Source organism: Pseudomonas sp. JAI111 (assembly GCF_024809425.1).
GTDB lineage: Bacteria > Pseudomonadota > Gammaproteobacteria > Pseudomonadales > Pseudomonadaceae > Aquipseudomonas.
The window spans coordinates 226139-246581 of sequence record NZ_JANUCB010000006.1; the positions used below are offsets into that span (position 1 = coordinate 226139).

General features: G+C 57.7%; 18 protein-coding genes and 2 tRNA genes. 2 read left to right on the plus strand and 18 right to left on the minus strand.

What is annotated here, in order from left to right; genetic code table 11:
• Positions 1–25: 25 nt before the first annotated feature.
• The 9 genes from rimP to rlmE form a co-directional block, all read right to left on the minus strand.
• The gene (gene rimP, locus HNR03_RS20165) at positions 26–484 is read right to left on the minus strand and encodes a ribosome maturation factor RimP (protein WP_010463487.1); all 459 of its coding nucleotides are present in this window, start codon (positions 482–484) and stop codon (positions 26–28) included.
• 138 nt (positions 485–622) lie between these two features.
• Positions 623–699: transfer RNA gene (locus HNR03_RS20170), tRNA-Met, on the minus strand.
• 96 nt (positions 700–795) lie between these two features.
• A tRNA-Leu gene (locus HNR03_RS20175) sits at positions 796–881 on the minus strand.
• Positions 882–903: 22 nt separating this feature from the next.
• Positions 904–1290 carry a preprotein translocase subunit SecG gene (gene secG, locus HNR03_RS20180; protein ID WP_090175639.1) on the minus strand — a complete coding sequence of 129 codons (387 nt, stop codon included), beginning with the start codon at positions 1288–1290 and terminating at the stop codon, positions 904–906.
• 4 nt (positions 1291–1294) lie between these two features.
• On the minus strand, positions 1295–2050 hold the full coding sequence (gene tpiA, locus HNR03_RS20185) for a triose-phosphate isomerase (RefSeq protein WP_222589739.1): 756 nt from the start codon (positions 2048–2050) through the stop codon (positions 1295–1297).
• Positions 2051–2116: 66 nt separating this feature from the next.
• The gene (gene glmM / locus HNR03_RS20190) at positions 2117–3454 is read right to left on the minus strand and encodes a phosphoglucosamine mutase (RefSeq protein ID WP_222589738.1); all 1338 of its coding nucleotides are present in this window, start codon (positions 3452–3454) and stop codon (positions 2117–2119) included.
• Positions 3455–3470: 16 nt separating this feature from the next.
• Positions 3471–4322 carry a dihydropteroate synthase gene (gene folP / locus HNR03_RS20195; protein ID WP_222589737.1) on the minus strand — a complete coding sequence of 284 codons (852 nt, stop codon included), beginning with the start codon at positions 4320–4322 and terminating at the stop codon, positions 3471–3473.
• An 8-nt stretch (positions 4323–4330) separates the two neighbouring features.
• A complete protein-coding gene (gene ftsH / locus HNR03_RS20200; protein WP_017336469.1) occupies positions 4331–6241 on the minus strand; it encodes an ATP-dependent zinc metalloprotease FtsH in 1911 nt (636 codons plus the stop codon).
• Positions 6242–6443: 202 nt separating this feature from the next.
• Complete coding sequence (gene rlmE, locus HNR03_RS20205) at positions 6444–7073, minus strand: 23S rRNA (uridine(2552)-2'-O)-methyltransferase RlmE (protein WP_208670033.1); 630 nt, start codon at positions 7071–7073, stop codon at positions 6444–6446.
• Between the two features lie 105 nt (positions 7074–7178).
• On the opposite strand from rlmE, the gene HNR03_RS20210 reads away from it, so the two are divergent.
• The gene (locus tag HNR03_RS20210) at positions 7179–7487 is read left to right on the plus strand and encodes a YhbY family RNA-binding protein (protein WP_007942889.1); all 309 of its coding nucleotides are present in this window, start codon (positions 7179–7181) and stop codon (positions 7485–7487) included.
• 9 nt (positions 7488–7496) lie between these two features.
• Here HNR03_RS20210 and HNR03_RS20215 read toward each other — a convergent pair whose 3' ends face one another.
• From HNR03_RS20215 to grpE, 8 genes are all read right to left on the minus strand, one after another.
• Positions 7497–7901: an MFS transporter gene (locus HNR03_RS20215; RefSeq protein WP_259155433.1), complete on the minus strand. Its 405-nt coding sequence runs from the start codon at positions 7899–7901 to the stop codon at positions 7497–7499.
• 28 nt (positions 7902–7929) lie between these two features.
• On the minus strand, positions 7930–8406 hold the full coding sequence (gene greA, locus HNR03_RS20220; RefSeq protein WP_033058235.1) for a transcription elongation factor GreA: 477 nt from the start codon (positions 8404–8406) through the stop codon (positions 7930–7932).
• A gap of 2 nt (positions 8407–8408) precedes the next feature.
• Positions 8409–11630, minus strand: coding sequence for a carbamoyl-phosphate synthase large subunit (gene carB / locus HNR03_RS20225; RefSeq protein WP_090175657.1), 3222 nt, complete (start codon positions 11628–11630; stop codon positions 8409–8411).
• 120 nt (positions 11631–11750) lie between these two features.
• Entirely contained in the window at positions 11751–12887 is a 1137-nt protein-coding gene (gene carA / locus HNR03_RS20230) for a glutamine-hydrolyzing carbamoyl-phosphate synthase small subunit (RefSeq protein ID WP_222589736.1), read from the minus strand.
• A 259-nt stretch (positions 12888–13146) separates the two neighbouring features.
• The gene (gene dapB / locus HNR03_RS20235) at positions 13147–13953 is read right to left on the minus strand and encodes a 4-hydroxy-tetrahydrodipicolinate reductase (protein ID WP_259155434.1); all 807 of its coding nucleotides are present in this window, start codon (positions 13951–13953) and stop codon (positions 13147–13149) included.
• 9 nt (positions 13954–13962) lie between these two features.
• A complete protein-coding gene (gene dnaJ / locus HNR03_RS20240; RefSeq protein WP_222589735.1) occupies positions 13963–15087 on the minus strand; it encodes a molecular chaperone DnaJ in 1125 nt (374 codons plus the stop codon).
• 297 nt (positions 15088–15384) lie between these two features.
• Entirely contained in the window at positions 15385–17301 is a 1917-nt protein-coding gene (dnaK, locus tag HNR03_RS20245; protein WP_222589734.1) for a molecular chaperone DnaK, read from the minus strand.
• A gap of 102 nt (positions 17302–17403) precedes the next feature.
• Positions 17404–17970 (minus strand): nucleotide exchange factor GrpE, encoded by a 567-nt coding sequence (grpE, locus tag HNR03_RS20250; RefSeq protein ID WP_090175671.1) that lies wholly within the window; start codon positions 17968–17970, stop codon positions 17404–17406.
• A 240-nt stretch (positions 17971–18210) separates the two neighbouring features.
• Here grpE and recN point away from each other — a divergent pair, with 240 nt between their 5' ends.
• Positions 18211–19884: a DNA repair protein RecN gene (recN, locus tag HNR03_RS20255; protein ID WP_259155435.1), complete on the plus strand. Its 1674-nt coding sequence runs from the start codon at positions 18211–18213 to the stop codon at positions 19882–19884.
• Positions 19885–19959: 75 nt separating this feature from the next.
• On the opposite strand, the gene fur is transcribed toward recN, so the two are convergent.
• Positions 19960–20364, minus strand: coding sequence for a ferric iron uptake transcriptional regulator (gene fur / locus HNR03_RS20260; protein ID WP_003197684.1), 405 nt, complete (start codon positions 20362–20364; stop codon positions 19960–19962).
• Positions 20365–20443: the final 79 nt, after the last annotated feature.

The window sequence follows — 20443 nt, forward strand, 5'->3', positions numbered from 1 at the left end:
CCATTGGATCCGCGGGATCCGCGTCTCAGTCAAAACTGGGAATAATGTTGGCCTTGTCGATCATATCGATCGGCAACAGGAACTCATGGTCTTCTACCTGCACCACGACGTCCTGCTCTTCTACACCGCGCAGAAGGCCCTGAAAGTTGCGTCGTCCTTCAAAGGGCGAGCGCAGCTTGATCTTCACTTGTTCACCGGCAAATTTTGCAAACTGCTCAATAGTGAACAGCGGGCGTTCCATGCCAGGCGAGGAAACTTCAAGGGTGTATTCAACGGCGATTGGATCTTCAACATCCAGGACACCGCTGATCTGACGGCTGACGATGGCACAATCGTCCACCAGCACGCCGCCTTCCTTATCAATATAAACGCGCAACATTGAGTGGCGACCTTGAGCCGAAAACTCAATACCCCAGCATTCATAGCCTAGGGCCACGACCACCGGGGCCAGCAAGGCCTGCAACTCTTCTAGCTTGCTCGACACCTGAACCCCCTCGTGCATGTATGTGCATGCTATGCAAAATAAAAAAATGGGCGAAACGCCCATCCTTGAAACGCCGTCGAACAGCGGCGTAGAAAGTGTCCAGCTAACAAAAAGCCCCTTAAAAGGGGCTCCTTAAACTGGTTGCGGGGGCCGGATTTGAACCGACGACCTTCGGGTTATGAGCCCGACGAGCTACCAGACTGCTCCACCCCGCGACAAAGCTGGGGCGGAAGTATACGACCGATCCCTGACAGGGTCAATGTAACCTTCCACCTACAAGAAAGCCCGCAACAGCGGGCTCTCCTGATAATTGGTACCGAGAAGGGGACTCGAACCCCTACACCCTATGGGCACAACCACCTCAAGGTTGCGTGTCTACCAATTCCACCACCTCGGCAATACTACGTTTGAAACCCTTCTTACTTCTGCTCTTGAGCTGGAGGTACGTCAGTCGCTGGAGTAGCCGACTTTTGCTCTTGAAGCACCGGGACATCATCAGAAGCCGGTTGTTGCTGCTTAGGAACTTCCAACACTGCTGGGTTTGGCAAACCTACTTGAGTCAGCTGGTGAGCTTTCTCTTTAGCAAAGTAACCTAACCCTAAGCTGGTTATGAAGAAACCGGCGGCAAGTATAGCAGTAAATTTACTAAGAAAGGTAGAGGAACCTTGGCTTCCGAACACAGTATTTGAAGCACCTGCTCCGAAAGACGCGCCAGCATCCGCACCTTTACCCTGCTGCAGCAATACCAGAGCAACTACGCCCAATGCACCCAGCAGATGAAAAACGACTACGACTGTTTCCAGCATTTTTTCAGTTTCCCGCGGCGCGACAAATCGCACCGAACTCATCTGCATTCAGGGAAGCTCCACCAATGAGCCCCCCATCGATATCCGGCATGCCGAACAGTTCGACCGCATTGGCCGCCTTCACGCTGCCGCCGTATAGAAGCCGCACACCTTGTGCGATTTCAGAATTCTCTGCCGCCAACTGAGCGCGAATGGCTGCATGCACATCCTGCGCCTGTTGCGGCGAAGCAGTCAGCCCGGTGCCAATGGCCCAGACCGGCTCGTAAGCAATTACTGCATTGGCAAAGGCACCGACACCCAGCTCCTCTATGATACTGCCAAGCTGACGCCCGACAACCTCAAGAGTTTTCCCGGCTTCACGCTGCTCAAGGGTTTCCCCTATGCACAACACCGGAATCAAGCCACATGCCTGTGCCGCTGCGAACTTGCGATTCAGCATGCCGTCCTGCTCGCCCATAATCTGGCGGCGCTCGGAATGCCCGACAAGTACCAGGGAACACCCTGCATCTACCAACTGACTCGGCGCAATTTCACCGGTCAACGCACCTTGCATGGATTCCACCGCAGAGTTCTGCGCGCCGACCAAAATCGACTGTCCCTTCAAACCATCAATCACTTGATTGATATGCAAGCAAGGCGGGAATACCGCTACATCAACACCGCTCGGCAAGGCCAGATGACGAAGGCCATTGATCAGCTCAGCGACGCTGGCGCGGGTACCGTGCATCTTCCAGTTACCAGCTACCATAGGGCGACGCATGCTGTACCTCGTCGGTCAAAGTGGGCGCAGATGTTACCCAACACAATCATGGCTGGCAAGCCGAATTCAGGCAGAAACTTCAGTAACCAGTTTTGCCAGCTCTTCGGCGTAACCACGAACCTGTGTTTCGTCCTCGCCTTCGACCATCACCCGCACCAACGGCTCCGTCCCGGACTTGCGCAACAGCACACGCCCGCGACCCGCCATCGCCTGGGTAACACGATCACTGGCCTCCTTGACCGCGGGATGATCGAGCGGGCTCGCGCCCCCGCCGAACCGGACATTGATCAGCACCTGAGGGCACTTGCGCAACGCCTGACGAGACTGAGCAAGACCTTCCGAACGAGACTTAAGCGCCATCAGCACCTGCAATGCAGCGATGATCGCATCACCCGTCGTGGTGTGATTGAAGCAGACGATATGACCCGAGTTCTCACCGCCGACCAGCCAGTTACGCTCCAGCAAGTCAGCGATTACATAGCGGTCGCCGACGTTGGCGCGCACAAAAGGAATCGACAGGTCAGCCAGGGCAAGCTCCAGCCCCAGGTTACTCATCAACGTACCGACCACGCCGCCTTGCAGCTTGTCACGCTCATGCAGATCGCGGGCGATGATGTACAGCAACTCATCACCGTCAACAACGGCACCCGTGTGATCGACCATCAGGACACGATCACCGTCGCCGTCGAAGGCGATACCCAGATCAGCATGCTCGGCCAATACGGCAGCCTGTAATTGGCCCATATGGGTCGAGCCGCAATTTTCATTGATGTTCAGGCCGTTAGGCTGAGCGGATAGCACAACGACTTCGGCACCCAACTCACGGAACACACTTGGTGCAACCTTGTAGGTCGCACCGTGGGCGCAGTCGACGACGATTTTCAGGCCAGCGAAGCTGGTGCCGGTCGGAACGCTGCTTTTGCAGAATTCGATGTAGCGACCAGAGGCATCGTTGATTCGCGACACTTTACCGATCTTGCTCGACTCAACCACGGTCATCGGGGTATCGAGCAACTCTTCGATCATCAACTCGACTTCATCCGGCAGCTTGGTGCCTTTGCCAGAGAAGAACTTGATACCGTTGTCATCATGAGGATTGTGCGAGGCACTGATCACGATGCCGGCTTCCGCATGGAAGGTACGTGTCAGGTACGCGATTGCCGGAGTCGGCATCGGGCCCAGCAACATCACATCAGCACCAGCCGATGTCAGACCGGCTTCGAGCGCGGACTCAAACATGTAACCGGAAATCCGGGTGTCCTTGCCGACCAGCACCTTGCAGGCGCCCATCTTGCGAAACGCCATGCCCGCAGCCCAGCCGAGCTTGAGCATGAAGTCAGGAGTAATCGGGTATTCGCCGACCCGACCACGGATACCGTCGGTGCCAAAATATTTTTTGCTCATAAGTGCTCCATCATTCTTATTCGGCTGATTCCACTGCGGCGATCATCCGGACCACGTCCACTGTTTCGGCTACATCATGGACGCGCAATATACGCGCACCCTTGGCCGAAGCCAGCGCCGCGAGCGCCAGACCACCAAACAGGCGCTCTCCAACCGGGCGATTCAAGGCCAGGCCTATCATGCTCTTTCGCGAAACCCCGACCAACAGGGGCCGCCCCAAGGCATGCAGGGCTTCCATATGTTTGAACAAGCTTAGATTGTGCTGCAATGTTTTCGCGAACCCGAAGCCCGGATCAAGAATAATCCGCTCGGCCGGAATGCCCACCGCCGCGCACTGGGCCATACGCTCAGCGAGAAACTCGCCGACCTCCCGGGTGACATCAAGGTAGTGCGGATCGTTCTGCATGTCGCCAGGCTCACCGAGCATATGCATCAGACAGACAGGCAGCCCGGTGGCGGCGGCAGCATCCAGGGCGCCGTCTCTACGCAGCGACCGCACGTCATTGATCAAGCCCGCTCCCAGCCGCGCCGTTTCGCGCATGACCGCAGGCGTGGACGTATCGACCGAAATAATCACGTCCAGTTCACGGCTGATGCGCTCAACGACAGGCGCTACGCGCTCCAGCTCTTCAAGCGGCGAAACAGCCCTTGCACCAGGCCGTGTCGATTCGCCACCGACGTCAATCAACGTCGCGCCGGCCGCCACCATCGCTTCGGCATGGCGCAGGGCCGTATCGAGCTGACTGTATCGGCCGCCATCGGAAAAGGAATCGGGGGTGACATTGAGAATGCCCATGACATGCGTCTGGGCCAAATCAAGAACCCGGTTGCCGCAAGGCAACCGGGTCGAGGACTGAACAGAAGTCATTTCAAACCTTATACGTCAGCAGCCGGGCCGCCGATCGGTGTTTCCGGACGCGGATCCTGCACTGCCGGAGGCGTGCCGGAAGTACCGGTTCCACCCGACCAGTCACGAGGTTCGCGCGGTGTACGACCAGCCATGATGTCGTCGATTTGATCGGCATCGATCGTTTCGTACTTCATCAGGGCATCGGCCATCGCGTCGAGCTTGTCGCGGTTGTCCGTAAGGATTTGCTTGGCCGTGCCGTAGCACTGGTCAATGATGCTGCGCACTTCGGAGTCGATCAGCTTGGCCGTCTCACCGGAGAAGCTTGCACTCTGACCACCGCCGCCGCGACCGAGGAACACTTCGCCCTCTTCTTCGGCGTACATCAATGGACCGAGTTTTTCCGACAGGCCCCACTTGGTGACCATGTTCCGGGCAATCTGGCTGGCTCGCATGATGTCGTTGGACGCGCCGGTGGTCACACCGTCGAAGCCCAAGGTCATTTCTTCAGCGATACGGCCACCGTACAGCGAGCAGATCTGGCTGATCAGCGCTCGTTTGGACAGGCTGTAGCGATCTTCTTCCGGCAGAAACATCGTCACACCCAGCGCACGACCGCGCGGGATGATCGAGACCTTGTAAACCGGATCGTGCTCAGGTACGACACGGCCCACAATGGCATGGCCTGCTTCGTGATAGGCGGTGTTCTGTTTTTCTTTCTCGGACATGACCATGGATTTGCGCTCGGCGCCCATCATGATCTTGTCCTTGGCCAGCTCGAACTCTTTCATTTCAACGATGCGCTTGCCGGTACGGGCAGCGAACAACGATGCCTCGTTCACCAGGTTAGCCAGGTCGGCACCGGAGAAGCCAGGCGTACCACGAGCAATCACGGCCGGAGCGACGTCGTCACCCATTGGCACTTTGCGCATGTGAACCTTGAGAATCTGCTCGCGACCACGAATATCCGGCAGACCGACCACGACCTGACGGTCGAAACGACCCGGACGCAGCAACGCAGGGTCCAGTACGTCCGGACGGTTGGTTGCGGCGATGACGATGATGCCGTCATTCATTTCAAAGCCGTCCATCTCTACCAGCAACTGGTTGAGAGTCTGCTCGCGTTCGTCGTGACCACCACCCATGCCGGCACCACGATGGCGACCAACGGCGTCGATTTCATCGATGAAGATGATGCACGGCGCGTGCTTCTTGGCTTGTTCGAACATGTCGCGAACACGGCTGGCACCCACACCGACGAACATTTCGACGAAATCGGAACCGGAGATGGTGAAGAAAGGCACCTTGGCCTCGCCGGCAATCGCCTTGGCGAGCAGGGTCTTACCCGTACCTGGAGGGCCAACCATCAGAACACCGCGCGGAATGCGGCCGCCCAGACGCTGGAACTTGCCCGGATCACGCAGGAATTCAACCAGCTCGCCGACTTCTTCCTTGGCTTCGTCGCAACCGGCGACGTCAGCCAAGGTGGTTTTCACCTGATCCTCGGAGAGCAGGCGTGCCTTGCTCTTGCCGAAGCTCATCGGTCCGCCCTTGCCACCGGCACCGCCCTGCATCTGCCTCATGAAGAACATGAAGACGGCGATGATCACCAGGATCGGGAAGCTCGCGACCAGGAGTTGAGTCCAGATGCTTTGCTGCTCAGGCTGCTTGCCTTCGACCACGACGTGGTTATCCACGAGGTCGCCGATCAGGCCATTGTCCTGGATAGCAGGACGAATGGTCTTGAAGCTGTCGCCGTCGTTGCGTTTACCGGTAATCACATAGCCGTCAACGGCTACGCGCTCGACCTTGCCATCCTTGACCTGCTGGATGAAGTCGGAATAGTTGAGGGTCTGCGGCTCGTTAGGGCTGGAGAAGTTGTTCATCACCGTCACCAGGACAGCCGCGATGATCAACCACAGGATCAGATTCTTTGCCATATCGTTCAATTAACTACCCTCTGAAGCAAGCTCCGCTAATGGCGCGTGCTTCGCATGATATTCACCGGCCTAACTTACTACATTACCTACGGCTCTGGCAGGCGCCGTCTGTAACCCTTTGTGAAACACTTTCTACACAATATTCGTTAAAGCTCACGAGGCGAAATACGAAAAACCTATCGCCCCGCCAAAAAACCTCGTTTTACTCACTACGCCCGCGGTAACCCCAGGCCAGCATGTATTGCTCGCGGGAACTGCCACGAGAAGAGTCTGGCTTGATCATCTGGATCTTGTCGAATTTCCGACGAGCATCCTTCAGGTACACATCAAATCCTTCGCCCTGAAAAATCTTGATCACGAAATTACCACCCGGCTTGAGTATCCGTTCTGCCAAATCAAGCGCCAGCTCGCAAAGAAACATGGCTTTTGGCATATCCACTTCAGGCGTACCACTCATATTGGGGGCCATATCGGAAATCACAAGGTCCACCTGCGAATTACCGACGGCTTCAAGGATCTGCGCGAGCACTTTGTCCTCGGTGAAGTCACCCTGGATGAAAGTCACGTCTGGAATGCTGTCCATTTCCAGAATGTCCGAGGCGATCAGACGCCCCTCACCACCGATCAGACGGCTAGTCACCTGCGACCACCCCCCAGGCGCTGCGCCCAGGTCGACAACGGTCATGCCGGGACGGATCAGCTTGTATTTCTCCTGGACCTCCAGAAGCTTGTAACTCGCACGCGAGCGGTAGCCATCCTTCTGCGCCTGCTTCACATAGGGATCATTGACATGTCTTTGCAACCACTTAAGGCTTGTCTTGGAACGGGCCACGGGCCACCTCGAAAATAAAACGGGTCGTGATTAACTGGGCGGTCCCGGACTCGCTCGGGTAAACTGGCCGCCGCTTTTTACAAGATCAGACGCAGGGGTCAGATTATGCCGCTCACTCAAGAGCAGAAGAAACAGTACAAATCCATTGGCCACCATCTGAAACCAGTTTTGATTGTGGCTGACAACGGTTTGACTGAAGGTGTGTTAGCCGAACTTGAACGCGCGCTGGCGGATCACGAGCTGATCAAAATCAAGCTCAACATCCTCGATCGCGAATCGCGCCTGGCGTCCATTGCAGAACTCTGCAAGGTCGGCAAAGCGGATCTGGTTCAGGTCATTGGCAAGATGGCACTGATTTACCGCAAGAACTTCAGCGTCAACAAGCAGCTGTCGAACGTCCATCGTTTCAAATGATGGCAAGGGTCAAGGGTGTGCTTCGCGCACCCTGCCACTCCATCCAGGCACCGGTTGTAACACCAGTACCAGCCCGGAAAAACCCAGAGCAAGATAGCTGAACACCTGCCAGCGCATGGCGTCCGGCCAGCCAATATGAGCTGCGACGAACATCGCACATGCAAACAGCGCCATCAGCAGCAGTTGCCCGCGAATATCGCACCATAGACTGACAAGGCCCTCGGCCTGAACCAGCACCAAAGCCTGAAAAACCAAGCACGCTGCGGCGAATTCCACCACCAGCGCATTCAGCATGCCTGCAATTTCGTCGATCAGCAGCGGTGCCAGGCCAATCTGACCCAGCACCGGCAGCATACCGATGTGTAACAGCCACAGGCCACCGACCCACAACATCTGAGCCAGTTGCCAAAGCATTGCGCCCGCACGGAGCGGGCGCCTGCGTTCAGATGTGGCGGACTTCGACAATCTCGTACTCGATAACGCCACCAGGCGTTTTCACGGCAACCACATCACCCTCTTCCTTGGCAATCAAGGCGCGGGCCAATGGCGAACCTACCGAAATCTTGCCCAGTTTGAAGTCAGCCTCATCCTCACCCACGATGTGGTAAGTGACGCTTTCATCAGTCTCGACATTGGCGATTTCTACGGTGGTGCCGAAAATCACCTTGCCGGTGTGAGGAATGGTCGTGACATCAATGATCACTGCGTTCTGCATGCGACCTTCGATATCACGGATCCGCGCCTCGACCATACCCTGCTGCTCGCGGGCAGCATGGTATTCGGCGTTTTCCTTCAAGTCACCCAACTCGCGGGCCGTACCGATGTCCTGGCTAAGCTTCGGACGGACGACCTTGGTCAGGTGAGCGTGCTCTTCTTCCAGGGCTTTGGCGCCCTGAACGGTCATTGGGTACTTGGTTATGCTCATGCCTTCAACCCTGCGTGTAGATCCTGCAAGCGGCGCACAGTCTTCTCGGGACCGAACTTCAGCGCTTCGCAGATAGCTTCGCCAGCAGCAATGGTAGTGGTGCAATAAATCTTGTGCTGCAAGGCATTACGACGAATGGAGTACGAATCAGCGATCGACTGACGGCCTTCGGTAGTGTTGATGATCAAGGTGACTTCGTCATTCTTGATCATGTCCACCACGTGCGGACGACCTTCGGTCACCTTGTTCACACGACGCACTTTCAGGCCTGCGGCTTCGATCAGCTTGGCAGTCCCAGCAGTGGCGACCACTTCGAAGCCCAAGTTGATCAGATCACGGGCCACGCCTGCAACCAGCGGCTTATCGTCGTCACGCACGCTGATGAACGCGGTACCGCCGGTCGGCAGCACTTCGCTGGCGCCCATTTGAGCTTTGGCAAACGCCTCACCGAAGGTGTCGCCCACGCCCATCACTTCACCGGTGGACTTCATCTCTGGGCCCAGGATCGGGTCCACACCAGGGAATTTGGCAAATGGAAACACTGCCTCTTTCACGCTGTAGAAGTTCGGGATGATTTCTTTGGTGAAGCCGATTTCCTTCAGGGTTTTACCGGCCATGACGCGTGCCGCGATCATCGCCAGGGAAACACCGATGCACTTGGAGACGAACGGCACGGTACGGGAAGCGCGCGGGTTGACTTCGATGACGTAGATGTCTTCGCCTTGCAGCGCCAACTGTACGTTCATCAGGCCGACCACGCCCAGCTCCAGGGCCATTTTCTTGACCTGTTCGCGCATCTCGTCCTGGATGTGGGCAGGCAGCGAGTACGGCGGCAGGGAGCACGCGGAGTCACCAGAGTGAACGCCGGCTTGCTCGATGTGCTGCATGATCGCGCCGATCACCACGTCGGTGCCGTCGCAGACCGCGTCCACGTCCATTTCGATGGCGCAGTTGAGGAAGTGGTCGAGCAGCACCGGGCTGTCGTTGGACACTTTCACCGCATCACGCAGGTAGCGCTTGAGTTCTTCTTCTTCGTAGACGATTTCCATTGCGCGACCGCCCAGAACATAGGACGGACGAACCACCAGCGGGTAACCGATCTTGGCGGCGGCACGAATTGCTTCGTCTTCGCTGCGCACGGTGGCGTTTGGCGGCTGACGCAGGTTCAGACGCTCAACCATCTGCTGGAAGCGCTCACGGTCTTCGGCACGGTCGATGGCGTCAGGGCTGGTGCCGATGATCGGTACGCCGGCTTCTTCCAAGGCACGCGCCAGTTTCAGCGGGGTTTGGCCGCCGTACTGAACGATCACGCCTTTAGGCTTCTCTACCCGGCAGATTTCCAGCACGTCTTCCAGGGTCACTGGTTCGAAGTACAGGCGATCGGAGGTGTCGTAGTCGGTGGAAACGGTTTCCGGGTTGCAGTTGACCATGATGGTCTCGTAACCGTCTTCGCGCAGAGCCAATGCCGCGTGTACGCAGCAATAGTCGAACTCGATACCCTGGCCAATACGGTTAGGACCGCCGCCGAGGATCATGATCTTGTCGCGGCCCGACGGCGCTGCTTCGCACTCTTCCTCGTAAGTCGAGTACATGTAGGCGGTGTCGGTAGCGAACTCGGCCGCGCAAGTGTCAACGCGCTTGTAGACCGGGAAGATTTCCAGCTTGTGACGGTGGCGACGCAGGGCCTTCTCGGTCACGCCCAGCAGCTTGGCCAGACGCATGTCGGAGAAGCCTTTGCGCTTGAGGCGGAACATCAAGTCGCGGTCGATGCTGGCCAGACCCAGGGTCTTGACCTTCTCTTCTTCCTTGATCAGATCTTCGATCTGCACCAGGAACCACGGGTCGATCATGTTCATGCCGAAGATGTCTTCGACGGACAGGCCGGCGCGGAAGGCGTCAGCCACGTACCAGATACGCTCGGCACCCGGCACGGTCAGTTCGCGCTTGAGGATGCTCATGCTTTCCGGGTTGCTCAGGTCGAGCTTCTCGTCCAGACCGCAAACACCCACTTCCAGACCGCGCAGGGCTTTCTGCAAGGATTCCTGGAAGGTCCGGCCGATGGCCATGACTTCACCAACCGACTTCATTTGAGTGGTCAGGCGTGCGTCGGCTTTCGGGAATTTTTCAAAGGCGAAACGTGGCAGCTTGGTCACGACGTAGTCGATCGACGGCTCGAAGGACGCAGGAGTAGCGCCGCCGGTGATTTCGTTTTGCAATTCGTCCAGGGTGTAGCCGATCGCCAGCTTGGCAGCGATACGCGCAATCGGGAAACCGGTGGCTTTCGAGGCCAGCGCTGAGGAACGGGATACCCGCGGGTTCATCTCGATGACTACCATACGGCCAGTGTCCGGGCAGATGCCGAACTGGACGTTGGAGCCGCCGGTTTCCACGCCGATTTCACGCAGTACCGCCAGGGAGGCGTTACGCATGATCTGGTATTCCTTGTCCGTCAGGGTCTGCGCTGGCGCAACAGTGATCGAGTCACCAGTGTGCACGCCCATCGGGTCAAAGTTTTCGATGGAGCAGACGATGATGCAGTTGTCCTTCTTATCGCGGACAACCTCCATCTCGTATTCTTTCCAGCCGATCAGGGATTCGTCGATCAGCAGCTCTTTGGTCGGCGACAAGTCGAGACCACGGGCGCAGATTTCTTCGAACTCTTCACGGTTGTAAGCGATACCGCCACCGGTGCCGCCCATGGTGAAGGACGGACGGATGATGCACGGGAAGCCGAGCTTCTCGAGGACCGCGTTGGCCTCTTCCATGCTGTGGGCGATACCCGAACGCGGGCAGTCCAGGCCGATGGATTTCATCGCCTTGTCGAAGCGCGAACGGTCTTCAGCCTTGTCGATGGTGTCAGCGTTGGCGCCGATCATCTCTACGCCGAACTTCTCCAGAACGCCTTCGCGCTCCAGGTCCAGTGCGCAGTTCAGTGCGGTCTGGCCGCCCATGGTTGGCAGCAGCGCGTCCGGACGCTCTTTCTCGATGATCTTGGCAACGGTCTGCCATTTGATCGGCTCGATGTACGTGGCGTCAGCCATGTCCGGGTCGGTCATGATGGTCGCCGGGTTGGAGTTCACCAGGATGACGCGGTAACCCTCCTCGCGCAGGGCTTTACAGGCCTGGGCGCCGGAGTAGTCGAATTCGCAAGCCTGGCCGATCACGATCGGGCCAGCGCCGAGAATCAGGATGCTTTTAATGTCTGTACGTTTTGGCATGGGTTTGTCACTCAAATCCGCAGGTCAGTCGGCAAGCCGTCTTGTTCAATCTTTGAAGCCTTGAGGGGGGCCACCGGTTCTCGGGACCGCCCCTCAAGCTTTGCTCATCAAGGCGAGCGATTAGCGTCGCTTGGCCATTTCGTTGATGAAGCGATCAAACAGTGGTGCTACGTCGTTCGGGCCAGGGCTGGCTTCAGGGTGACCCTGGAAGCTGAAAGCGCTCTTGTCGGTACGCTCGATACCTTGCAGGGTGCCGTCGAACAGCGATTTGTGGATCGCGCGAACGTTGGCTGGCAGGGTCGTTTCGTCTACCGCAAAACCGTGGTTCTGGCTGGTGATCATCACGACGCCGGTGTCCAGGTCCTGGACCGGGTGGTTGGCACCGTGGTGGCCGTGACCCATTTTCAGGGTCTTGGCGCCGGAGGCCAGAGCCAGCAGTTGGTGACCGAGGCAGATGCCGAACACCGGAATCTCGGTTTCCAGCACATCCTTGATCGCCTGGATCGCGTAGTCGCAAGGCTCCGGATCACCAGGACCGTTGGACAGGAACACGCCGTCCGGCTTCATCGCCAGAACGTCGGCGGCTGGCGTCTGAGCCGGCACTACGGTCACGCGGCAACCGCGCTCGACCAGCATGCGCAGGATGTTCAGCTTGACGCCGTAGTCGTAGGCAACCACGTGGTACGGCAGCTCGGAGGCTTCGATGGTCGCGTGGCTGTCGGTCTTCAGGTCCCAGACAGTCGAGCGCCACTCGTATTTCTCTTTGGTGCTGACGACTTTCGCCAGGTCCATGCCCTTCAGGCCAGGGAAGCCCTGAGCTGCGGCGATGGCGGCTTCTTCGGAGATGTTGTCACCGGCCATGATGCAGCCGTCCTGCGCGCCTTTCTCACGCAGGATGCGCGTCAGGCGGCGGGTGTCGATACCGGCGATTGCCACAACGTTGTTGGCTTTCAGGTAGTCGGACAGGGACATCGTGTTACGCCAGTTGCTCGCAACCAGTGGCAGGTCACGGATGACCAGGCCAGCAGACCAGACGCGGTCGGACTCGGCATCTTCCGGCGTGGTGCCGGTGTTGCCGATGTGCGGGTAAGTCAGGGTAACGATTTGTTGGGCGTAGGAAGGATCGGTAAGGATTTCCTGATAGCCGGTCATGGCGGTGTTGAACACCACCTCACCAACGGTTTGACCGTCGGCTCCAATGGCTTCGCCGCGAAAAATGCTGCCATCAGCAAGGGCGAGTATGGCTGGCTTAGTCAAGAAGACCTCCCGTAAATAAAGCCTGAAAGGGCGATCGCAGGTTGTAAAAAAGCGGAGTGACGTATGGACACGTCACCCCGCTTCTTCACCGAATAATTCTGCGCGCTTTTAGTGGACACACTAAAGCTGTAGCTTACAGAAAAAGGCTTTTTTGGTCTACCGCCAATGAGCCTTAAAGGCCGGAGAATGCGACAGGACGTCGCTTGGCGGAATAAAACCGGGCTCAAACGCTGGGTTTGAACCCGATTTCGGGCGCATCTTAACGCAGGTCGAGCACGTCTTGCATGTCATAAAGACCCGGCTCACGACCGTCCAGCCACAACGCAGCACGCACCGCGCCCTTGGCGAAGGTCATGCGACTGGATGCCTTGTGGGTGATCTCGAGGCGCTCGCCTTCACAGGCAAACAGCACCGTATGATCGCCAACCACATCACCGCCGCGCACCGTGGCAAAACCGATGGTCTCGCGCTCACGCGCACCGGTGTGGCCTTCACGCCCGTAGACCGCGACCTTCTGCAGATCACGATCCAGCGCGCTGGCAATCACTTCACCCATGCGCAGGGCAGTGCCTGATGGCGCATCGATCTTGTGCCGGTGATGGGCCTCGATGATTTCAATGTCCGCATCATCGCCCAACACGCGAGCAGCCATGTCGAGCAGCTTCAGCGACAGGTTTACACCGACGCTGAAATTGGCCGCGAAGACGATCGGAATATCCTTGCCCGCGTCGACCAGCAACTGCTTTTGCGCAGCGTCCAGACCGGTCGTGCCGATCACCATGGCTTTGCCTGCCTTGCGGCAGAACGCCAGGTTTTTCAGCATGACTTCCGGGAGCGTGAAGTCGATCAACACATCGAATTCTTCAGCCACGGATTCCACATGACCGGACAGCGGCACGCCGATACGCCCCAATGAGGCCAGCTCACCGGCGTCCACGCCAATCAGCGCGCTGCCAGGGCGCACGATGGCTGCCGTCAGACCGGTCAGCGGTGCCCGTTGCTGCACCGCCTCGACCAGAATCTTGCCCATGCGGCCAGCCGCACCCATCACAGCAATACGTCGCATGCTCACTCCTTACAAATCGCCGAAGAAGCGCTTCACGCCTTCAAACCAACCGGTGGTTTTCGGCGAATGGCTATTGTCGTCCGCCAGCGAACTGCGGAACTCTTCCAGCAACTCGCGCTGACGACGCCCCAGATTGACCGGGGTTTCGACCGCCACACGACACATCAAGTCACCGGCACCGCCGCCACGCACCGGCGCAACGCCTTTGCCGCGAACACGGAACTGCTTGCCAGTCTGAGTCCCCTCAGGGATTTTCAGTTTGACGCGACCATCAAGGGTCGGAATTTCCAGCTCGCCGCCCAATGCCGCATCGACAAAGCTGATCGGCACTTCGCAGAACAGGTGCTTGCCATCACGCTGGAAGATCGCGTGCTCGCGCACATTGATCACCACGTACAGGTCGCCAGTCGGGCCGCCCTGCGCACCCGCCTCGCCTTCGCCGGACAGACGAATGCGATCACCGGTATCGACGCCCGCCGGCACTTTCACCGAAAGGGTTTTGTATTCTTCAACACGGCCTTCGCCGTTGCACGAACTGCACGGATCGGAAATGATCTTGCCTTGGCCGTGGCAACGCGGACAGGTTTGCTGCACCGAGAAGAAGCCTTGCTGCATGCGCACCTGACCAATGCCGCCGCAGGTCGGGCAAGTGACAGGCGAGGAGCCTTTCTTGGCGCCCGAGCCATCGCACGGTTTGCAGTTGACCAGTGTCGGAACGCGGATATTGACGGTCGTGCCGCGCACCGCCTCTTCCAGGTTCAGCTCCAGGGTGTAGCGCAAGTCGCTGCCGCGCTGGGCGCCGCCACGAGCACCGCCACGACCGCCACCGAAGAAGTCACTGAAGACATCGCCAAAGATGTCGGAGAAGTTCTGACCGCCAAAGCCGGCACCGCCGCCACCCATGCTTGGGTCGACGCCGGCATGACCGTATTGGTCGTATGCCGCGCGCTTGCTCGAATCGGACAGCACCTCATAGGCCTCGTTGGCCTCTTTGAACATATCTTCCGACGCTTTGTCATCGGGATTACGGTCCGGGTGGTGCTTCATTGCCAGGCGGCGGTAGGCCTTTTTCAGGTCTGCTTCGCTTGAGCCACGCTCAACACCCAATACTTCGTAATAGTCACGCTTTGCCATAAGTCTTTGCACTCTTAAGGACGTTCGGCAAACCTCTCCTGAGCCTCGCCAAACTCGTTGAGCCCCAATACAGGCCCGGACCCAACTCACGTCAATTCAACGATCCTGGTCTTTGATTCAATGCGGCACTTTCGGCTCGAGAAGCAGGAGCATTCCCAACCCTACCGCCAGCATCCGAACGTTGTCGCATGCTGTAAAAATTCGCTAACTCCAGACACGCCAACGCGGGAGCAAGCTCCCGCGCGGCGACATCCTACCAGTCACCGCCAGAAGGCAGTCAACCGGGCGACCAACAACTTACTTGTGGTCTTTTACTTCTTCGAACTCAGCATCAACGACGTCGTCGGCTTTTTGAGCTTTTTCGTCGTGCGGTGCAGCGCCTTCAGCAGGCTGAGCCTGTTCGGCATACATCTTCTGCGCCACTGGAGCGGAGACTTTCGACAGTTCTTCAACCTTGGCGTCGATGGCAGCCTTGTCGTCGCCTTTGATGGCGGCTTCCAGGGCAACCACTGCCGCTTCGATTGCAGTCTTCTCTTCAGCGCTCACTTTATCGCCAGCGTCAGCGACCATTTTGCGTGTCGAGTGAACCAGCGCATCACCCTGGTTGCGAGCAGTTGCCAGCTCTTCGAACTGACGATCCGCATCGACGTTGGCTTCAGCGTCGCGAATCATTTGCTGAATTTCTTCCTCGGACAGACCGGAGTTGGCTTTGATCACGATCGACTGGGTCTTGCCGGTAGCCTTGTCTTTGGCGCCTACGTGCAGGATGCCGTTGGCATCGATGTCGAAGGTCACTTCAATTTGTGGCACACCGCGTGGCGCTGGTGGAATCTCGGCCAGGTCGAACTTGCCCAGGGACTTGTTCTGAGCGGCTTGCTTACGCTCGCCTTGCAGCACGTGAATGGTCACAGCGCCCTGGTTGTCATCGGCAGTCGAGAACACTTGCGATTTCTTGGTAGGAATCGTGGTGTTTTTCTCGATCAGCGCGGTCATCACGCCACCCATGGTTTCGATACCCAGGGTCAGCGGGCTGACATCGAGCAGTAGAACGTCTTTCACGTCGCCGGCCAATACCGCGCCCTGGATAGCAGCACCCATGGCAACAGCTTCATCCGGGTTCACGTCTTTACGTGCATCTTTACCGAAGAATTCGGTCACCAGCTTCTGAACCAGTGGCATACGGGTCTGACCGCCTACCAGGATCACGTCGTTGATGGCGCCAACGTCGATACCGGAGTCTTTCAGAGCGATACGGCAAGGTTCGATGGTGCGTTGAACCAGGTCTTCTACCAGCGCTTCAAGCTTGGCGCGGGAGATTTTCACGTTCAAGTGCTTAGGACCGGTGGCGTCTGCAGTGATGTACGGCAGGTTCACGTCGGTCGACATGCTCGAGGACAGTTCGATCTTGGCTTTTTCAGCGGCTTCTTTCAGGCGCTGCATGGCCAGCGGGTCACCTTTGAGGTTCATGCCGCTTTCTTTCTTGAATTCGTCAACGAGGTAGTCGATCAGACGAATGTCAAAGTCTTCACCGCCCAGGAACGTATCGCCGTTGGTGGCCAAAACTTCAAACTGGTGCTCGCCATCGACTTCAGCGATTTCGATCACGGAAACGTCGAAAGTACCGCCGCCCAAGTCGTAAACGATCACGGTGTGATCGCCTTTCGCCTTGTCCATACCGTAAGCCAGAGCAGCTGCGGTTGGTTCGTTGATGATACGTTTTACGTCCAGGCCCGCGATGCGGCCGGCGTCTTTGGTAGCTTGACGCTGGCTGTCGTTGAAGTAGGCCGGAACGGTGATCACCGCTTCGGTCACTGGCTCGCCGAGGTAGTCTTCGGCGGTCTTCTTCATTTTCTTCAGAATTTCAGCCGAGATTTGCGGCGGCGACATTTTCTGGCCGTTCACTTCAACCCAGGCGTCACCGTTATCGGCCTTGGCGATTTTGTACGGGACCATCTTGATGTCTTTCTGTACGACTTCTTCGTCGAACTTACGACCGATCAGACGCTTCACCGCATACAGGGTGTTGTGCGGATTGGTCACAGCCTGACGCTTGGCCGACTGGCCCACGAGGATTTCGCCATCGTTGGCGTACGCAATGATCGACGGCGTGGTACGCGCGCCTTCAGCGTTTTCAATAACTTTGGCTACGCCGTTTTCCAGCACGGAGACGCAGGAGTTGGTAGTCCCCAGGTCGATACCGATAATTTTGCCCATGTTCACTCTCCCGAAACTTTGGATTTGGTTGCCGCAGCAGTGGTGGCTAACTGCGGTAGCACTTAAACGCTTGACTTATAAATGGGGGCCTTGCGGCTAATTTCAAGCCTGCTCGTCAATAGAAGGCGAAACTGGCGCAGGCGCCTTGCTCACCACGACCATGGCCGGGCGCAGCAGGCGGCCATTGAGCTGGTAACCCTTCTGGAAGACTTTGAGCACACTGTTCGGCTCGACGTCGGCGCTTTCCTGCATGGCCATTGCCTGATGCTGAACGGCATTGAACGGTTCGCCATGCGGATCGATCGCTTCCAGGTGATAACGCTTCAGGGTGTCCTGAAACATTTTCAGCGTCAGCTCGATCCCTTCGCGCATTGGGCGGATGCTTTCGTCGTCCGGGCTGGACAACTCCAGACCACGCTCCAGGCTGTCAACGATCGGCAACAAGTCGCTGGCGAATTTCTCCAGGGCAAACTTGTGAGCCTTTTCAACATCCTGCTCAGCGCGGCGGCGGACGTTCTGCAGATCAGCCGCTACACGCAAAGCCTGATCATGAGCACCCGCCAATTGCTCTTCGAGCACTTGTACACGAGCCGCCAGTTCATCACCCGAATCCTGGGCAGCCTGATCGGCGTCTAGATTTTGCGTATCCACTGTCTGTTCGTCAGCCATAGAATTCTCCTTTCAATAACGTCCGCGAGCTCAACTCACGCTTCTGTCCCGGTATATGGGGCCGCAAAAACGAGCTTCAAGGGGTGGCTTGCGATTAACCCTACAAAAAACGCTGCATTGTGATTACCCGATGCGCTAAGCATTTCGTCAGGCCGAGCAAATCGAGCCAAGAGGGGGCATTGTCAGCCACAAATAAAACACTGTATAAATAACCAGACCTAAAGCCTGGGAGCGGCCTTTATGCTGGTGCACCTGTCCGTACATAACTACGCCATCGTTGAACATCTCGATCTCGAACTCGATCGCGGGATGAGCGTGATCACCGGTGAAACCGGCGCCGGCAAGTCGATCATGCTCGACGCCCTGGGCCTTACGCTGGGCGACCGTGCCGACAGCGGCGTGGTTCGTCCCGGTGCCGACAAGGCCGACATCCTGGCAACCTTTGACCTGGTGGACATCCCCGAAGCCAGCGCCTGGCTCGCCGAACGCGACCTCGAAAGCGACGGCCCGTGCATCCTGCGCCGGGTGATCACCGCCGAAGGGCGCTCGCGAGGCTACATCAACGGCACGCCCTGCCCGCTCGGCGATCTCAAAGCCCTGGGCGAATTGCTGATCGACATCCACAGCCAGCACGAACACCAGTCACTGCTCAAGACCGACACTCACCGCCGCCTGCTGGACGAGTATGCCGGCGCCACCGACCTTGCCCGCCAGGTGCAACTGGCGGCTCAACGCTGGCGCCAGACCCGCCAGGAACTGGAGCGTCTCTCCAATTCCGGCGACGAGCAGCGCGCTCGCCATCAATTGCTCAGCTATCAACTCGAAGAGCTGGAGAACCTGGGCCTCGGTGAAAACGAGCTGGAGCAACTGGAACAGGAACACAAGAACCTCACCAACGCCGAAACCCTGCTGGGCATCTGCCGGCAAGTGGTCGAACAATGCAGCGAAAGTGATTCCGGAAATGTCCTGAACGCGCTGACCGCCAGCCTCAATCGCCTGTCGAGCGTCAACAACTCGATCGGCGCACTGGGCGAAGCCAGCAGCCTGCTGACCAGCGCACAGATTCAGGTAGAAGAAGCCGTCGGCGAGCTGAACCGCTTCCTTGATAACTTCGACGCCGACCCTGCACGCCTTCAATATCTGGAAGAACGTCTCGACGCGATCTACACCATGGCGCGCAAGCACCGCATTCAGCCGACCGAGGTCGCGGAGATGCAGCAACGCTTGCTGGATGAAATCGAAACCCTGAACGCCAATGACGAGTCCATCGAACGCCTGAGCGATGAGCTGGCGTCTTATGCCCGCCATTATCAGGAGAAGGCTCGGGAACTGAGCGATTTGCGTCATCAGGCGTCGAACAGCCTGGCCAACGCCGTCGAACAGGAAATCCAGCGACTGGGCATGCCCGGCGGACGCTTCACCATTGAGCTTCGCCCCAACAGCAGCGATGAACTGTTGCCCAACGGGCTTGAGCAGGTCGAACTGCTTGTCAGCGCCAACCCCGGCCAGCCATTAAAAGCCTTGGCCAAAGTAGCTTCGGGCGGCGAGCTGTCGCGGATCAGTCTCGCGATTCAAGTGATCACCGCTCAGACCTCGCGAGTACCGACGCTGGTGTTCGACGAAGTGGACGTGGGCATCGGTGGCCCGACTGCTGAAATCGTCGGCCAGTTGCTGCGCCGGCTCGGGGAGCGCGGACAAGTGTTGACCGTGACTCACTTGCCGCAAGTGGCCGCTCAGGGTCATCAACATCTATTCGTGCACAAGGTGCGCGGCGAAGATGCCACTCACACGGCGGTTTCCAAGCTGAGCAAAAATGATCGCGTCGAAGAAGTGGCGCGAATGCTGGGAGGCATAGACCTGACCAAGGAATCCCTGGCCCACGCGAAAAAAATGGTCGTTACCGCAAAAATCTAAGAACGGCAGAAAGCACGAAGGCGACCCTGGGGTCGCCTTCGCTCGTTTCGCGAACGTGAAATTCGCGCGACTTGCTTACTTTTTCTTACGTACGTACAGCACCAGATTGTGATCAACCATCTCGAAGCCATACTTGTCGACGATGGCTTTCTGCAGGCGCTCGATTTCTTCGTCGAAGAATTCGATCACTTCGCTGGTTTCGACGTTGACCATATGGTCGTGATGCTTGCCGTCATCCAGCTCGAAGACCGCATGGCCTCCGTCGAAGTTGTGCCGCACCACAAGGCCAGCTGCCTCGAACTGAGTCAATACACGGTAAACCGTGGCCAGACCGACGTCCTCACCAGCCTCCATCAGTGCCTTATAAACATCTTCAGCACTCATGTGGCGTTGCTCGGCGGAATCGAGCATTTGCAGAATCTTGACCCTTGGCAGGGTCACTTTGAGGCCGGCTTTGCGTAGTTCGCTATTTTCAACCATGGTCAGCTTTCTCGCGATGCTGCTTCGCAGCTTCTCTTAATGCGGGTATGATCGGCGTTTACGTTGTCCCAGCCAAGAT